This window comes from Vibrio sp. FF266 (genome assembly GCF_041439695.1).
GTDB lineage: Bacteria > Pseudomonadota > Gammaproteobacteria > Enterobacterales > Vibrionaceae > Vibrio > Vibrio tasmaniensis_A.
This window is the reverse complement of sequence record NZ_JBGOOO010000002.1, coordinates 226,548-242,231: the sequence shown is the minus strand read 5'-3', so window position 1 is coordinate 242,231 and position 15,684 is coordinate 226,548. Positions and strand designations below refer to the sequence as shown.

Sequence of the window (15,684 nt, the reverse complement as noted above, 5' to 3'; positions counted from 1 at the left end):
TATTCCTTGCTACTACCAATGCCTGTGAGAAACCATTCACAGACGAGTAAAATCATTAAATATTGCCAGAGCCATCAAAGAGAAGAGGATTGCGCCTCCCACTCTATATCCCATTTCTTGAACTTTTTCAGGTACAGGTTTACGAGTAACGGCCTCAATAGCGAAAAAGAGCAAATGTCCGCCATCAAGCATAGGCAGCGGAACTAAATTAATAATACCCAAGTTAACACTAATCAGAGCTAAAAAACCTAAGAAGTAAACTAAACCGTAATCGGCGGTTGCCCCTGCGCCTTTAGCAATTGAAATTGGGCCACTCAAGTTATTTAAGCCAACATCACCAACGATAAGCTTCTTAAGCATTGTCAGTGTCAAACCTATGATTTGACCTGTTTTATCAAATGCTTTTCCTACAGACTCAATTACACCAAATTGTAACTCAAAGCGATAATCTTCTGGCCATTCTGCGACTTCGGGAGCAATACCCGCATAGCCGATTGTAGAACCATCAGAAAATTCGCGACTATTGGGCGTCATAACCAATGACCGCTCAACACCATTTCGTAATACGACAAGGTCCAAGGGCATCATTGGGTGTGAACGGATTAATTCAACAACCGACTTCCACTGTTCAATAGGCTGACCATTAATTTCGACAATTTTATCGCCAGATTCTAGCCCTGCAGAATAGGCAGCACCGTCATCAATAACTTGAGCGAGCACTGTCGATATCTCTGGAGAATAGGGTCTAAAACCAAGCGTTGTCATTGCTGACTCAGTTTCTGGGTTGAACGACCAGTCAGAAATATCCAATGTTATCTGTTGTTCAAAGCCGATGTCGTCTTGAGAAGAAACCGTTACAGTCATGGACTCATCACCAATATGTGATATCAAACCCAAGTTTACTGATTCCCAATCTGCGGTTTTGATTCCTGAAATAGATTTAAGTTCCATTCCAGTTTCAATTCCGGCTCGTGCAACAATAGATTGCGGGGTGACCTCACCGATCACCGGTTTAACCGCAGGCACGCCAATCAAAAATACCAGCCAATATGCGAACACGGCAAAGATAAAGTTGAATGCTGGACCTGCACCCACAATCGCTGTTCGTTTCCACAACGGTTTCTTATCAAAAGCGTATTGCTGTTCGTCTTCAGAAAGGTCATCAACACGACCATCAAGCATCTTAACGTAGCCACCCAATGGAATGACTGACAAGCTATATTCCGTTCCATCGCGGCCAACTTTACTCCAGATCGATTTACCAAAACCAATCGAGAATTTTTCTACTTTCACACCGCAGCGACGAGCAACCCAGAAGTGTCCAAATTCATGAACAGCGACCAGAATACCAAGCGCTACAATAAAGGATGCGAAGTTCCACAGAATTCCACTCATGTTAGCTGCTCTTTTATAAATTGAATGGCTATTTGACGAGACATATTATCGAGCTCAAGAAGGCTTTCCAAGCTATCTAAGCCCTCAGAGTTATGTTGTTCACATACTTTGTTCATAACATACTCGTTAATGATAGCAATATCGGTAAACTTTACTTGATTGTTCAAGAAAGCATCGACTGCAATTTCGTTTGCCGCATTAATCGCTGTTGTTGCATGCTGACCCAAATAGCACGCCTCAATGGCTAATCTCAAACATGGGTAACGAGTTAAATCGGGCTCTAAGAAGGTAAGCTCGCCCACTTTGGTGAAATCCAGAGGCTTAACACCCGCTTCTGTGCGTTCAGGATAAGACATCGTCAAAGCGATTGGCGTTGCCATATCGGGTTCGCCCATTTGAGCGAGCACCGAGCCATCCTTGTACTGAACCATAGAATGAATCACAGACTGAGGGTGGATAATAACTTTGAGTTGCTCTTGAGAGGCATTAAATAGCCATTTCGCCTCAATGTACTCTAAGCCTTTATTCATCATAGTTGCTGAATCGACAGAGATTTTAGGGCCCATTGACCAGTTAGGGTGTGCAATAGCACGCTCAGGAGTAACGGATTCAAGCTCTGCGACATCGGTATAGCGGAAAGGGCCGCCAGAACCCGTCAAGAGAATATGGTTGATACCGTTCTCTTCCAGATTACAACGACCTAGATTGGTTTGTACATTTTGCGGTAAGCATTGAAAGATAGCATTGTGTTCACTATCGACAGGAAGTAGCTCAGCGCCATATTTTTCGACTGCGTCGATGAACAACTGCCCTGACATCACTAAGGCTTCTTTATTAGCAAGTAAGATACGCTTGCCCGCTTTAACTGCTGACATCGTAGGAAGCAAACCTGCCGCACCCACAATAGCAGCCATTACCGTGTCCACTTCATCTAGAGAAGCGACCTGACACATGCCTTCAGAACCAGAAAGAACTTTGATGTTTGGGTAATTTGTAGACAACACTTCAGTCAACTTAGATGCTGCATCAGGGCAAGCCATAGCAACATAGCTTGGTTGCCACTTTTCAACTAACGCCAGCATCTTTTCAACATTCGAGCCTGCAGCCATTGCTACAACCGAATAGAGTTCTGGGTTTTGTTCAACGACTTTTAGTGTACTTGCACCAATTGAGCCGGTAGCGCCAAGGATAGTTAGATTTCGCATCACATATGACCGTAGAAATGTAATAAAGGGCAGAATCACTGCCCTTTTTTATTAGAATGCTAAATAAAGCAGAGCAAAGACAGGGAACGCAGCCGTTAAGCTATCTATTCTATCAAGTATACCACCATGACCAGGAATCAGATTACTGCTGTCTTTCACCCCAGAAACACGTTTAAACATGCTTTCAACAAGATCACCAAGAACAGAAATAACGACGGTCACAAGAGTAATAACAATCATGTGGAGAGGGCTTGTGAATTGGATATCAAACAAGTCAGCAAAGATCCAGGCCACGATCACTGCTGTAATGATGCCACCAATAAGACCTTCAATCGTTTTATTAGGACTCACCGCAGGGGCCATTTTGCGCTTGCCAAAGCTCTTTCCTGAAAAGTAAGCACCACTGTCCGCAGCCCAAACAAGCAAGCAAACGAACATCACCAATTTTGCGCCGTGGTAAGGATCAACATCGATACCGTTAGCACGCAGGATAACCACACTCCAGAAGAATGGTAGCAAAGTCAGCACGCCAAATGCGTGACGAAGAATGGATGAGTCTTTCCATGCTGGCATAGACTTAGGATAAGTCACTGCCATACCACTCGCGATTACCCACCAAATTGAACCAATCGTTAGAATGGCGTAGTGAGCACCCGATAAGTTATTAAGGCTAAATGCATCAAAAGGTATAAAAGCAAAACTTGCAGCACTTACCACAACTGTTGGAATCAACGCTAAATAACGTGATTTGCTTTCAACAAACTGAGTCCACTCCCAAAAACCCAATAGCGAGATTACTGCTAGTGAAAGAATAAACGTGGGAAGTGATAACTCGAAAATACCTAGAATAACTAGGGGAGCTAAAATCAACGCCGTAATAATTCGTTGTTTCAAACCAAAAAAATCCTTATTAACTGTCCATCAGAGCTTTAATTTGCTCACCGGTGCATCCAAAACGACGCTCGCGGTTTACAAACCAAGTCACAGCTTCTACTAAGCTGTCTTCATTAAAGTCTGGCCAGAATTGTTCAGTGAAATACATTTCGGCGTAAGCTAATTGCCAAAGCATAAAGTTACTAATGCGGCACTCGCCACTGGTGCGGATAAGTAGATCGACTTCTGGAATATCTGCCATCGTCAGGTGTTGTGTAATCATAGCTTCATCAATGTCTTCTACATTAATATCGCCAGACTTAACCTGTTGAGCAATCGAAGTCATCGCTTGCTGGATATCCCACTTACCGCCGTAGTTAGCCGCAATATTAATAACCATACCCGTATTGGTGCTAGTCAAAGCTTCCGCTTCTTCTATTTTCTTTTGTAGTCGCTCATTAAAACGACTTTTATCACCAATAACACGAAGTTGTAGATTATTTTTATGAAGCTTTTTTACTTCACTCGATAGCACTGAAATAAACAGTTCCATCAAGAGACCCACTTCTTCTTCAGGACGACGCCAATTTTCACTACTAAAAGCAAAAAGAGTTACGGCTTTGATGCCAAGTCTGGCTGCTGAAGATATGGTTTTTCGAACAGCTTGAACGCCATTTTTATGACCAAAGACACGAGGCTTACCCTGAGCTTTCGCCCAGCGACCATTACCATCCATAATGATAGCAATGTGTTTAGGAAGAGAGTCTGTGAACGCTTGAGAATTATGCATAAAAGAGTGAATCAAATTCTAATAGTCGAACAGAATAGCATAAAAAAACGCTGCACCGTGAGTACAGCGTTTTTCCTGAAAGAAAGAATATGGAAAATTAAACTTCCATCAACTCTTTTTCTTTAACTGCTAGAACTTCGTCTACGTTCTTAACCGCAGCGTCAGTTAGCTTTTGAATTTCGTCTTGTGCTTTACGATCTTCATCTTCTGAAATTTCTTTGTCTTTAAGAAGCGCTTTTAGATCGCCATTCGCGTCACGACGGATGTTACGAATAGCAACACGGCCACCTTCAGCTTCGCCACGAACGATTTTAACTAGGTCTTTACGACGCTCTTCCGTAAGCGGTGGAAGTGGAACGCGAATAACCGTACCTGCAGACATAGGGTTTAAGCCTAGGTCAGAAGTCATGATTGCTTTTTCAACAAGAGGAGTCAGTGTTTTATCAAACACTGTAATTGCTAGTGTACGTGCGTCTTCAGCAATAACGTTAGCTACTTGAGTCAAAGGCGTTGGTGCACCGTAGTACTCAACAGTAAGACCAGAAAGTAGGCTCGGGTGAGCACGGCCTGTACGGATTTTTTGTAGGCTGTTTTTTAGTGCATCAACACTTTTTACCATGCGCTCTTGAGCGTCTTTTTTGATTTCGTTAATCACAATTTCACCTTGATTATGTTCTTTCTTCAAGAAAGCTTTTTATTTGGAGTGATAAGGATAAGCTTACCGAAGCATTATACTTCAGTAAGCCCGAAAAATTAGTCAGCGTCGCTGATTAATGTACCTTCAGTTTCACCCATAACCACGCGACGTAGTGCGCCTGGCTTATTCATGTTAAATACACGGATTGGCATTTTGTGGTCACGTGCTAGCGTAAATGCGGCCAAGTCCATTACTTTCAATTCTTTCTCAAGAATTGTGTTGTAAGACAACGTATCATACAACTCTGCGTCTGGGTTTGCTACTGGGTCAGCAGTAAATACACCATCTACTTTTGTTGCTTTTAGAACTACGTCAGCTTCGATTTCGATACCGCGTAAACATGCAGCAGAGTCTGTAGTAAAGAATGGGTTACCAGTACCTGCAGAGAAGAGCACAACACGACCTTGACGTAGTTGGCTGATTGCATCTGCCCAGTTGTAGTCGTCACATACACCTTTAAGAGGAATTGCTGACATTACACGTGCGTTTACGTAAGCACGGTGTAGTGCGTCACGCATAGCAAGGCCGTTCATTACCGTTGCAAGCATCCCCATATGGTCACCAACAACACGGTTCATACCCGCTTCTGCTAGGCCTGCGCCACGGAAAAGGTTACCACCACCGATAACAACACCAACTTGAACGCCTAGTTCAACTAATTCTTTTACTTCTTGAGCCATACGATCAAGGATCGTTGGGTCAATACCAAAACCTTCTTCGCCTTGTAGCGCTTCACCGCTAAGTTTTAACAGAATACGTTGATACGCTGGTTTAGGGTTCGTAGTCATGGAGCTTACCTTCCAAAGAGTTGATGATTAACAGTCATGGATAAAAACTGAAGAGCTCAGTTTGCATTCATAACAGCTAAAAGCCGGAAATAATTCATTATTCATAAAAAGACCGCAGCATTTGCCACGGTCTCTTTTCAAACAATACGCTAAGGATTAACCTTTTTGTACCGCTGCAACTTCGTCTGCGAAGCTCATTTCAGCTGCTTTCTCGATACCTTCACCAACTTCTAAACGAACGAAGGTAGTAACTGATGCGCCTTTCTCTTTAAGAATGTCAGCAACAGTTTTCTTAGGTTCCATGATGAAAGCTTGACCAGTAAGAGATACTTCGCCCGTGAATTTCTTCATACGGCCGATAACCATTTTCTCAGCGATCTCTTGTGGTTTGCCTTCGTTCATAGCGATTTCAACTTGAACAGCTTTTTCTTTTTCTACTACGTCAGCAGGTACGTCAGATGGGTTAACGTACTCAGGCTTAGAAGCAGCAACGTGCATAGCGATGTGCTTAAGCGTTTCAGCTTCGCCTTCACCAGCAACAACAACACCGATTTTCTCGCCGTGACGGTAAGAAGCTAGTGCAACACCTTCAACAAGCTCAACACGACGGATGCTGATGTTCTCACCGATCTTAGTTACTAGAGCGATACGTGCGTCTTCAAACTTAGCTTGAAGTGCAACGATGTCTAGACGTTCAGCTAGAGCAACTTCAGCAACTTCGTTAGCGAATGCAAGGAAACCTGCATCTTTAGCTACGAAATCAGTTTGGCAGTTCACTTCAAGAAGAGCAGCAACGCCAGCTTCTTCTTTAATGATGATTGCGCCTTCAGCAGCAACGTTACCAGCTTTTTTAGCTGCTTTCGCTGCGCCAGATTTACGCATGTTTTCAATTGCTAGCTCGATGTCGCCTTCAGCAGCAACAAGCGCTTTTTTACATTCCATCATGCCCGCAGCTGTGCGTTCACGAAGTTCTTTAACTAGAGCTGCAGTTACAGTTGCCATTCTCTATTCCTCAGTAAATTCTAAAAAAGATAAAAAACAGGGGCCTAATTAATTGGCCCCTGATATTGACTGTATTCAGTTCTTAAGCCATCGATTATGACCGCTTAATATGAACTAAATATGGCTCAGAGCCGCTATTATTCAGCTTCTACAAAACCGTCTTTTTCAGCAGCTACAGCAGCAACATCTTTGTTACGACCTTCTTTAACCGCGTCTGCAGCAGCGTTTAGGTAAAGCTGTACTGCACGGATTGCATCATCGTTACCAGGGATAACGAAGTCAACACCGTCTGGGTTAGAGTTAGTATCAACTACAGCGTAAACTGGGATACCTAGGTTGTTTGCTTCTTTAACTGCGATGTGTTCGTGATCAGCATCGATAACGAATAGAGCGTCTGGAAGGCCGCCCATGTTCTTGATACCACCAAGAGACTTCTCTAGCTTCTCCATTTCACGAGTGCGCATTAGAGCTTCTTTCTTAGTAAGCTTGTCGAAAGTACCGTCTTGAGCTTGCGCTTCAAGTTCTTTCAGACGCTTGATAGACTGACGAACAGTTTTGTAGTTCGTTAGCATACCGCCTAACCAGCGGTTGTTAACGTAAAACTGGTTGCTGTTGATAGCAGCTTCTTTAACAGCTTCAGATGCAGCGCGCTTAGTACCAACAAAAAGAACTTTACCTTTCTTCTCGCCAACTTTAGCGATTTCAGCTAGAGCGTCGTTGAACATTGGTACAGTTTTTTCTAGGTTGATGATATGTACTTTGTTACGAGCACCAAAGATGAATGGCTTCATTTTTGGGTTCCAGTAACGAGTTTGGTGACCGAAGTGAACACCAGCTTTAAGCATATCGCGCATTGATACAGTTGCCATTTTAAAATCCTCTATGGGGTTAGGCCTCCACATCCCCCATGAATCCGACCCCTAACAACTAACCACTTTTCAGCCGTTATCTGTGTTGTTGAGGCACCCCGGAACATGTGTCGGAATGTGTGTGATTTAAAGAAATAAGTTAGTGGACACAAAGCTTGTTTCGCCAATTGGAGAAAACAGTCCTGATGTCCGGCGCGCTTTATACCATATTTTGTCTATCTATGGCTAGAAAAAAATCCAAAAATGGCGACTGCTATACTCTAGCCTATTAGCGGATTTCACCGATAAATCGCGGCCTAATCAAATCGATTCAGCATCGTCTTACAGAGCAATATCGGCTTAAGTTAAGTAGTATCCACCAGCATTGTATGGATATGGGAATGTTGCGCTAAAATGCTGCACTGATAGAATAGCCCCAATATGCACACTTAGGTGCTACCAAATTAAGAGATATGCAATGGCTGTAAAAATTAAAACTGCTGAAGAAATTGAAAAAATGCGCGTCGCCGGCAAGCTGGCTTCTGAAATTTTAGAGATGATTGAACCTCACATCCAAGTGGGTACAACGACAGAAGAGCTTAACCAAATCTGTCACGAGTACGCTCTAGAGAGAGGCGCATACTCAGCACCACTTGATTACCACGGTTTCCCTAAGTCTATCTGTACGTCTATCAACCACATTGTATGCCACGGTATTCCAGCATCACAAGATGAGACGGGTAGCACAGGTCAATTCAAACCTGCAGTATTGAAAGATGGCGATATTCTAAACGTTGATATCACTGTGATTGTTCCTGATGACGAAAATGCAGACCTAAGCACTCGTCCGCAGGGTTACCATGGTGACACATCTAAAATGTTCCTTGTGGGTGAAGTTTCACCAGCAAACAAACGTCTATGCATGGTTGCTCAAGAAGCACTTTATGAAGGCATGCGTCAGGTTAAACCAGGCGTTCAACTTGGCCAAGTTGGTACTGCTATCGAGAAGTACATCAAGACAAACAACAAGAATAACCCACGCGCTAAGTTCTCTATTGTAAAAGATTACTGTGGCCACGGCATTGGTTCTGAATTCCACGAAGATCCACAAGTCGTTCACTATAAAAACAGCGATCGCACAGTGCTAAAAGCAGGCATGTGTTTCACAATCGAGCCAATGATCAATGCTGGTAAATTTGGTTGCCGTCTAGATGACGAAGATAGCTGGACAGTGTACACAGCTGACAGCAAGAACTCGGCTCAGTGGGAACACACATTAGTTGTGACTGATACAGGTTGTGAAGTACTAACACTACGCAGTGATGATACGATTCCACGTATCATGAAGAACGCTTAGTTCAACAAACTGAACACCTCAGACTTTTGAAAATATCCTCGCATTGCCGAGGATATTTTTTTATCCGCTCAATTTCGATTTTGGAGCAGCTTCTGTTAAATTGTTTACTATTCTCATTTGCTTGCACGGATAGCAGACTATGCCTTATCAATGCCCTATTACGTTCAATGACGAACAACTTGAAATCTGCGAATTAAAAAATCAGCTCGAAATCTTCACGCAGTACCAAAAGAGTGAATTTCTAAATCATCATCCAGTTACCGATTTGGTTCTGCTGCGCTCCGAATACATGGACTTGCTTCTCAATCGTTTATGGGAGCATTTCGGATTTAGCAAACTGCCTCATATTGCGTTGGTCGCAGTAGGCGGCTATGGCCGTGGTGAACTACACCCTTTATCCGATATTGATATTCTCATCGTCTCGCAAAAAACTCTGCCACCAGCACTAGGTGAGAAAGTCAGTCAATTCATCACCCTATTGTGGGATTTGAAGCTAGAAGTCGGCCACGCAGTGCGTACCATTGCTGAATGTATTGAGATTGGTAGTGACGATTTAACGGTTGCGACTAACCTGCAAGAATCGCGCTTACTGTGTGGCAGTGAAGACACCTTCCAAGAGCTGAAACTAAAGATTCATTCCGATTCATTTTGGCCAAGTGAGACCTTTTACAAAGCCAAAATTCAAGAACAAAGAGAGCGTCATGCTCGGTACCACGACACCACCTACAATCTAGAACCGGATATCAAATCAACTCCGGGCGGACTCAGAGACATCCACACTCTGAGTTGGGTAGCACGTCGCCACTTCGGTGCGACTTCTTTGTTGGAAATGAGCAAGTATGGCTTTCTTACCGATGCTGAATATCGTGAACTCGTGGAGTGCCAAGACTTCTTATGGCGCGTTCGCTTTGCACTGCACATAGAGCTGCGCCGCTACGACAATCGTCTTACCTTCGCGCATCAGGCTCAAGTAGCCGAACACCTTGGTTACACCGGTGAAGGCAATCGTGGTGTCGAGATGATGATGAAAGAGTTCTACCGAACACTTCGTCGTGTAGCAGAGCTCAACAAAATGCTGCTTAAGCTGTTTGACCAAGCAATAATTAACGGTGGTCAAACACAAGAAGCCGAAATTCTCGACAATGACTTCCAACGTCGAGGTTCATTAATCGAAGCGCGTAAGCCAGCCCTATTCCAAGCACGGCCAGAAACGATTCTCGATATGTTTATCCATATCGCGAATGACTCGACGATCGAAGGGGTAAGCCCACCAACATTACGACAACTGCGAACGGCGCGTCGCCGATTGAACCGCTTCCTGCATACCATTCCTGAAGCTCGTGACAAGTTCATGGATTTAGTTCGCCACCCCAACGCACTGCACAAAGCTTTTAGCTTGATGCATAAACTGGGCGTGCTATCGGCGTACTTACCGCAATGGAGCCAAATTGTCGGCCAAATGCAGTTTGATCTGTTCCACGTTTACACCGTGGATGAACACAGTATTCGCCTGCTCAAGCACATCAACCGCTTTAGCCAAGTAGAGAACCACGACAAACACCCAATTTGTTGTGAAGTGTACCCTCGAGTTCAGAAAAAAGAACTCCTGATCCTAGCCGCTATCTTCCACGACATCGGAAAAGGCCGTGGTGGAGACCATTCGGAAATTGGCGCAGTTGAAGCTTACTCCTTCTGTATCGAACACGGATTGTCAAAACCAGAAGCAAAACAAGTCGCTTGGCTCGTTCAGAACCACCTATTGATGTCTGTCACCGCCCAACGCCGTGATATCTACGACCCTGATGTCATCACTGAGTTTGCTAAAAAAGTCCGCGATGAAGAATCTTTAGAGCTACTGGTGTGCTTAACCGTCGCCGATATCTGTGCGACTAACCCTGAATTATGGAACAGCTGGAAACGCACCCTGTTAGCGGAGCTATTTCACTCAACACAGCGAGCACTGCGTCGCGGCTTGGAAAACCCAGTCGATGTCAGAGACCGTATTCGTCACAATCAACAAATGGCATCTGCACTGCTGCGTAAAGAAGGTTTCTCCGCTCGTGAAATTGAAGTGTTGTGGCAGCGTTTTAAAGCTGACTATTTTTTGCGTCATACACACACTCAAATTGCTTGGCACTGTGAGCACCTACTTCGCTTAGAAGATCCGAGCCAACCGTTAGTTTTGATCAGCAAGAAAGCGACGCGTGGCGGTACTGAGGTGTTTGTTTACTGTAAAGACCAAGCCGCACTTTTTGCGACCGTTGTAGCTGAGCTTGATAGACGTAACTTCAACGTTCATGACGCGCAGGTCATGGTCAGTAAAGATGGTCACGTTTTGGATACCTTTATCGTACTTGATCAGCATGGTGAAGCGATTGATGAAGCAAGACACAAAGCCGTTGCGAAACATCTAACTCATGTTCTGGCTGATGGCCGTCCAACTAAGATTAAGACACGTCGCACGCCTCGAAACTTGCAGCATTTCAAGGTAAAAACTCGGGTTGAGTTCCTACCAACCAAGAGCAAGAAGCGCACCTTGATGGAGTTGAGAGCTCTTGATACACCGGGGTTGTTGGCTCAAGTCGGCGCAACCTTTGCTGAGTTAGACATCAATTTGCACGGCGCTAAAATTACCACCATCGGCGAACGTGCAGAAGATTTGTTTATTCTGACCAGTGACGCGGGAGGAAGGTTGTCTGAAGAACAAGAACAAGCCTTAAGAGAAAGATTAACCGAACACGTTTCAGAACTCGCACCTTAGAAAGCTAATTTAGAGCTAGAAGTAAGTTGTGACTAGGAAACAAGTTTAGCTCTTGGAGCTGCTTTAATAGCCAAATAAGTGTGGGCAAAGATAGAGAGCGATCTTGCCCACAACTTACAATCAATTCACAGATATCAACTATCTAGCTCGTCGTTAGGCTGCTACATTGATCAAGTCAATTACATAAAAGTATTACATTCATAACCTAGAGGTCGCTTATGTATCCAAACCTCACTGGCTTAGGTATCCACGAACCTAAACAGATTGAACGTTACTCCCTTCGCCAAGAAGCGCACAAAGATATCCTGAAGATTTACTTTCGCAAGCAGAAAGGTGAACTGTTCGCGAAAAGCGTTAAGTTTAAGTACCCGCGACAAGTAAAAAGTGTGCTTGTTAGCGGCGGCAATAATCAATACAAAGAAGTGACCGAGATTAACCGCAACCTCACTCTTGTGATTGATGAACTCAACAAGATCACCAAACCGACGCCAACGGCTGAGGTGGATGTGAAGCAGAAGATCCTTACTGACTTACGCCATCTAGAAAAAGTGGTATCAAGCAAGATCGCAGAGATCGAAGCCGATCTAGAAAAACTTAAATGATCCCGCGATTCACGGTTAGCGATTAACGATTAACTAACCAACATTAGTTATGCTGTTAAGGTCGCACAGACATCAAAAAGGGCTGATATCACTATCAGCCCTTTGTTTTTATTCTATTTTCTCTATTCACTTAGACTCGCGATTGCTTAAACACGCGTGACTTACTTCGACAAGCAAGTTTGAGCATCGATTAAGTGGGCATCCCACTCAAAAGTTTCAAACAACCTTAACCACGTTTCATCTAAGTTCGCCTTCATCACCAATTCTTCTTTAGTGAAAGGATGAATGAAGCGCAATTCAGAAGCATGCAGCAACAGACGGTGTGAGTCTAAATCATCACGGAACAGTCGGTTATGCTTACCATCACCATGTGAAGTATCGCCCACGATTGGGTGTCTTAGATGAGCCATGTGACGACGCAGCTGATGTTTACGTCCTGTCTTTGGCATCATCTCAACTAAGCAATAACGACTGGTAGGAAAACGGCCTGTTGAATACGGCACTTCAACTTTAGCTAACGGCTCGTAAACAGTGACGGCTTCTTGTGGTTCTTTATCTTCTTTCGCGAACTTATCGGCGATCTTATCCAGCTCAACCTTAAGCGCATAATCGAGCGTATCGCCCTCTTCTATCCAACCACGCACAATCGCATGATAGGTTTTTTGCATCTCGTGGTTGGCGAACATCGGCATCACCTCAGAGGCAACTTCACTCGACAGAGCAAACACCAATACGCCAGACGTTGGACGGTCTAAGCGATGCAGAGGAAATACGTGCTGACCAATTTGGTCGCGCAGAGTCTGCATCACAAACTGAGTCTCGTGTTTATCCAACCATGAGCGATGCACTAGCATACCCGCAGGCTTATTCACCGCGACAAAATACTCATCTTGATAAATGATCTCTAACATTACGCGCATACCTCATCAATGCTCTGAATCGTCACTAGCAGCTCAGCTTTGTCTGCCTCATTTTTCCACACTTCACCAAAATAAGGATGAATCGCAAAGCCCTTAGGTAGGCTCATTTGGGCATCCATCATTGCGTTGATCTTTACGATAAAGATCCACTGCAACCACTCTTCTGGCTGTAGCGAGTCAATCGCAAAAGGCTCAACGCTCGCCAAAGCTTCATCCGAAGGCGAAACATCACTCCATAGCGAACATTGGCGCATTTGTTGTTCTAATTGTTGAAGTAAAAGAGGTAACTTTGTGGCAGCTGTCATTTTTCACCAAGTTATTTATCTAGTGACCTTGAAATTGGGGCATAGAGTACCATCTATTTAGGAAAGAAAGTTAGGAGCTTTATTACTATGGAAACCATTCACACGCTCACTCAGTTACTAAAGAATAGCGGTTGCCAATACGACATCTACGACCTAGGTCGTCGTATCCAGAAAATCGACAACACCCTATTCTCTGATGTTGAGCAGGGGAAACAGCCATACCCGTTTCCACTTCAGAAACAAGCTCACTTAGCGATTAGCTACTGGAACGAACACAAGCAACCTTGGATCTGGTTCCTAAAATTCAAACTCGATGAAAGAGGCTTACTGCATCAAGGGGATGTGGGTAATTTTCTTAAGTTTGTTATCGAAGCGATGGGCACTCGTTTGAACGGTGATATCAGCGAAGAGCAACAACAAAAGCTGTCAAACAACCCTTATACCTTCAAGCCTTCTGAAGACAAAATGGCCGTATTCCATAGCCAAGTAAGAGCAGGGTTAGACCTCGCGACGAGCCAATATTACGAGCACGCTCAGCATTACTTCACAGGTGAGCTTGGTTGGGATAACTGGAAAACCGTTGGTCTTCAAGGCATCACCGATATGTGTGCTCGCTTAGGCAGTCAGCAAAACGGTGTCGCTATTCGCAAAGCATTGAATAAACTGCCATCAGAGCCGCTATACGCAACACTAGGGACGCTTGAGCACACGCAAATCAATGATAAGCTCGCTCAACGCTTACAAGAAATGGCAGACAATGAGATTAACAGTCAAGAGCCGGATCTGTTCTTACTGTCAGCTTTGGTTCGTGCCCTTTCCGGTGCAGAACAAAGGATCGCGAATAACATCATTAACCAAGTTCTCGCGAGTCCACGCTTTAGCCACCAAGAGGTGTTAATTGGTTTAGCGGGTCGCAGCTGGCACGCACTACAAGATCCAGCGATTGCCGAGCAATTCTTGTTGCGCCTCGCACAAACAGGCAACCAAAACCTGTTCAATCAGTTATTTGCAGATTTAGTGATGATTCCGACACTAAGAATGGTATTTTTGCCGTTGTTGAATTCGAACCCATCACCAGAACTCGCAAACGCATTGATTGAGTTACAACAAGCGGCTAAGTCGCAATAAAAACTAGACAGAACAGCTCAGTAGCTCGTAACAACGAGCTCAAAACACAATTGGAATAGAAAGATAAAAGGAAGTATGGACTAAATGATAGATAACTTAGTGGCTATTTTGATGCTGTGCTTCTTTTGCTTTCTGTTTTGGCAGCAGCGCAGGCAATCCGAGCTTGCGAAAGCTGCCATTGCGAGAAAGTGTAAAGAGCTCGACTTGCAGCTATTAAGCGTTGCCTTCAACGGTCATAAACTTAAGATGCGCCATGAGCTCACGACCATTTGGCGCTGGCATACTGTGTACCATTTTGAATTTTCGGCATTAGGTGATGACCTATACCAAGGAAAACTGACCATGGTCGGCTTCCGCTCTATGCGGTTTGAGCTACAGCCTCATAGAATGTAACGTCGCAGTGCGCGTTATAGCTATATTCATGATAAGGGCCAAACGAATCTTGTTTGGTTTCCTTAAATTCAAACCCTAGTTTTTCTAATAACTTAATCGATGGGTTGTGGCCGACATTCACAGTCGCAACAACATTCGTTAGGCGCTCTTCAAAACACACCAAACTTAAAAATGGTTTTAGCACCTCACTAGCAAAGCCGCGATTCCAATGCTCTTTATCCAAAATAAAGCCAAGCTCATGCCTACCCTCTTCTGATGAAATAAAGACATGTCCAAGATATTCACGGGTTTGGTTGTGGATGATAGCGCGGCAGAAGCCGACGTTGTCTTGCAGTATCTCTTGAAATAAGAACTTCGCAGAGGCAATAGAGTGCGGCCCATTCATTTCAGAACGATTAACGGGGCAGCAATTCAACTTGATAAAGTCGTGTTGTAGCTGTTCGGTATAAGGTACCAACAGCGTTCTTGAGGTTGCTATCGTCATAAAACACTCCTTGTGTTGACCATTAGCAGAAAAGCAGATGTCGCGATCTTAGATAAAAGCTCCTGAATTAAAGAGCCCCCTAGATAGAAGAAAAGCCTCAGATAAAGAAAAGCCCCGACACCGAAGTGTCAGGGCT

The 15,684-nt window shown here is 44.2% G+C and carries 16 protein-coding genes; 5 read left to right on the top strand and 11 right to left on the bottom strand.

All coding sequences use genetic code 11. From position 1 onward, the window contains the following. Window positions 1-36: 36 nt before the first annotated feature. From rseP to rpsB, 8 genes are all read right to left on the bottom strand, one after another. Window positions 37-1,395 (bottom strand): sigma E protease regulator RseP, encoded by a 1,359-nt coding sequence (gene rseP, locus ACED59_RS02875; protein WP_017096812.1) that lies wholly within the window; start codon window positions 1,393-1,395, stop codon window positions 37-39. Further along, the gene (gene ispC / locus ACED59_RS02870) at window positions 1,392-2,600 is read right to left on the bottom strand and encodes a 1-deoxy-D-xylulose-5-phosphate reductoisomerase (RefSeq protein ID WP_017096811.1); all 1,209 of its coding nucleotides are present in this window, start codon (window positions 2,598-2,600) and stop codon (window positions 1,392-1,394) included. The genes rseP and ispC overlap by 4 nt, the downstream gene beginning before the upstream one ends. Window positions 2,601-2,651: 51 nt before the next feature. Beyond that, window positions 2,652-3,494 carry a phosphatidate cytidylyltransferase gene (locus ACED59_RS02865; protein WP_017096810.1) on the bottom strand — a complete coding sequence of 281 codons (843 nt, stop codon included), beginning with the start codon at window positions 3,492-3,494 and terminating at the stop codon, window positions 2,652-2,654. Window positions 3,495-3,510: 16 nt separating this feature from the next. Further along, the gene (locus ACED59_RS02860; protein WP_009847415.1) at window positions 3,511-4,263 is read right to left on the bottom strand and encodes an isoprenyl transferase; all 753 of its coding nucleotides are present in this window, start codon (window positions 4,261-4,263) and stop codon (window positions 3,511-3,513) included. A 97-nt stretch (window positions 4,264-4,360) separates the two neighbouring features. Continuing rightward, on the bottom strand, window positions 4,361-4,918 hold the full coding sequence (frr, locus tag ACED59_RS02855; protein WP_009847417.1) for a ribosome recycling factor: 558 nt from the start codon (window positions 4,916-4,918) through the stop codon (window positions 4,361-4,363). A 98-nt stretch (window positions 4,919-5,016) separates the two neighbouring features. Beyond that, a complete protein-coding gene (gene pyrH / locus ACED59_RS02850) occupies window positions 5,017-5,748 on the bottom strand; it encodes a UMP kinase (protein ID WP_371704754.1) in 732 nt (243 codons plus the stop codon). A 156-nt stretch (window positions 5,749-5,904) separates the two neighbouring features. Then, window positions 5,905-6,750, bottom strand: a complete 846-nt coding sequence (tsf, locus tag ACED59_RS02845; protein WP_009847419.1) for a translation elongation factor Ts — start codon at window positions 6,748-6,750, stop codon at window positions 5,905-5,907. Between the two features lie 137 nt (window positions 6,751-6,887). Then, on the bottom strand, window positions 6,888-7,619 hold the full coding sequence (rpsB, locus tag ACED59_RS02840; RefSeq protein WP_009847420.1) for a 30S ribosomal protein S2: 732 nt from the start codon (window positions 7,617-7,619) through the stop codon (window positions 6,888-6,890). 457 nt (window positions 7,620-8,076) lie between these two features. On the opposite strand from rpsB, the gene map reads away from it, so the two are divergent. From map to ACED59_RS02825, 3 genes are all read left to right on the top strand, one after another. Continuing rightward, entirely contained in the window at window positions 8,077-8,955 is an 879-nt protein-coding gene (gene map / locus ACED59_RS02835) for a type I methionyl aminopeptidase (RefSeq protein ID WP_012604605.1), read from the top strand. Window positions 8,956-9,094: 139 nt separating this feature from the next. Beyond that, window positions 9,095-11,716: a bifunctional uridylyltransferase/uridylyl-removing protein GlnD gene (gene glnD / locus ACED59_RS02830; protein WP_017096809.1), complete on the top strand. Its 2,622-nt coding sequence runs from the start codon at window positions 9,095-9,097 to the stop codon at window positions 11,714-11,716. A 218-nt stretch (window positions 11,717-11,934) separates the two neighbouring features. Next, entirely contained in the window at window positions 11,935-12,318 is a 384-nt protein-coding gene (locus ACED59_RS02825; protein ID WP_004734354.1) for a DUF3461 family protein, read from the top strand. A 161-nt stretch (window positions 12,319-12,479) separates the two neighbouring features. On the opposite strand, the gene truC is transcribed toward ACED59_RS02825, so the two are convergent. Continuing rightward, window positions 12,480-13,229 (bottom strand): tRNA pseudouridine(65) synthase TruC, encoded by a 750-nt coding sequence (truC, locus tag ACED59_RS02820; RefSeq protein ID WP_029223042.1) that lies wholly within the window; start codon window positions 13,227-13,229, stop codon window positions 12,480-12,482. After that, on the bottom strand, window positions 13,229-13,543 hold the full coding sequence (locus tag ACED59_RS02815; RefSeq protein WP_012604609.1) for a YqcC family protein: 315 nt from the start codon (window positions 13,541-13,543) through the stop codon (window positions 13,229-13,231). Before ACED59_RS02815 ends, truC begins: the two co-directional genes overlap by 1 nt. An 87-nt stretch (window positions 13,544-13,630) precedes the next feature. Here ACED59_RS02815 and ACED59_RS02810 point away from each other — a divergent pair, with 87 nt between their 5' ends. Then, window positions 13,631-14,671, top strand: coding sequence for a DUF3549 family protein (locus ACED59_RS02810; protein WP_017096807.1), 1,041 nt, complete (start codon window positions 13,631-13,633; stop codon window positions 14,669-14,671). 84 nt (window positions 14,672-14,755) lie between these two features. Continuing rightward, a complete protein-coding gene (locus ACED59_RS02805) occupies window positions 14,756-15,064 on the top strand; it encodes a DUF3301 domain-containing protein (protein ID WP_009847426.1) in 309 nt (102 codons plus the stop codon). On the opposite strand, the gene ACED59_RS02800 is transcribed toward ACED59_RS02805, so the two are convergent. Beyond that, window positions 15,030-15,548 carry a GNAT family N-acetyltransferase gene (locus ACED59_RS02800; RefSeq protein ID WP_017096806.1) on the bottom strand — a complete coding sequence of 173 codons (519 nt, stop codon included), beginning with the start codon at window positions 15,546-15,548 and terminating at the stop codon, window positions 15,030-15,032. The genes ACED59_RS02805 and ACED59_RS02800 overlap by 35 nt on opposite strands. Between the last annotated feature and the right edge of the window lie 136 nt (window positions 15,549-15,684).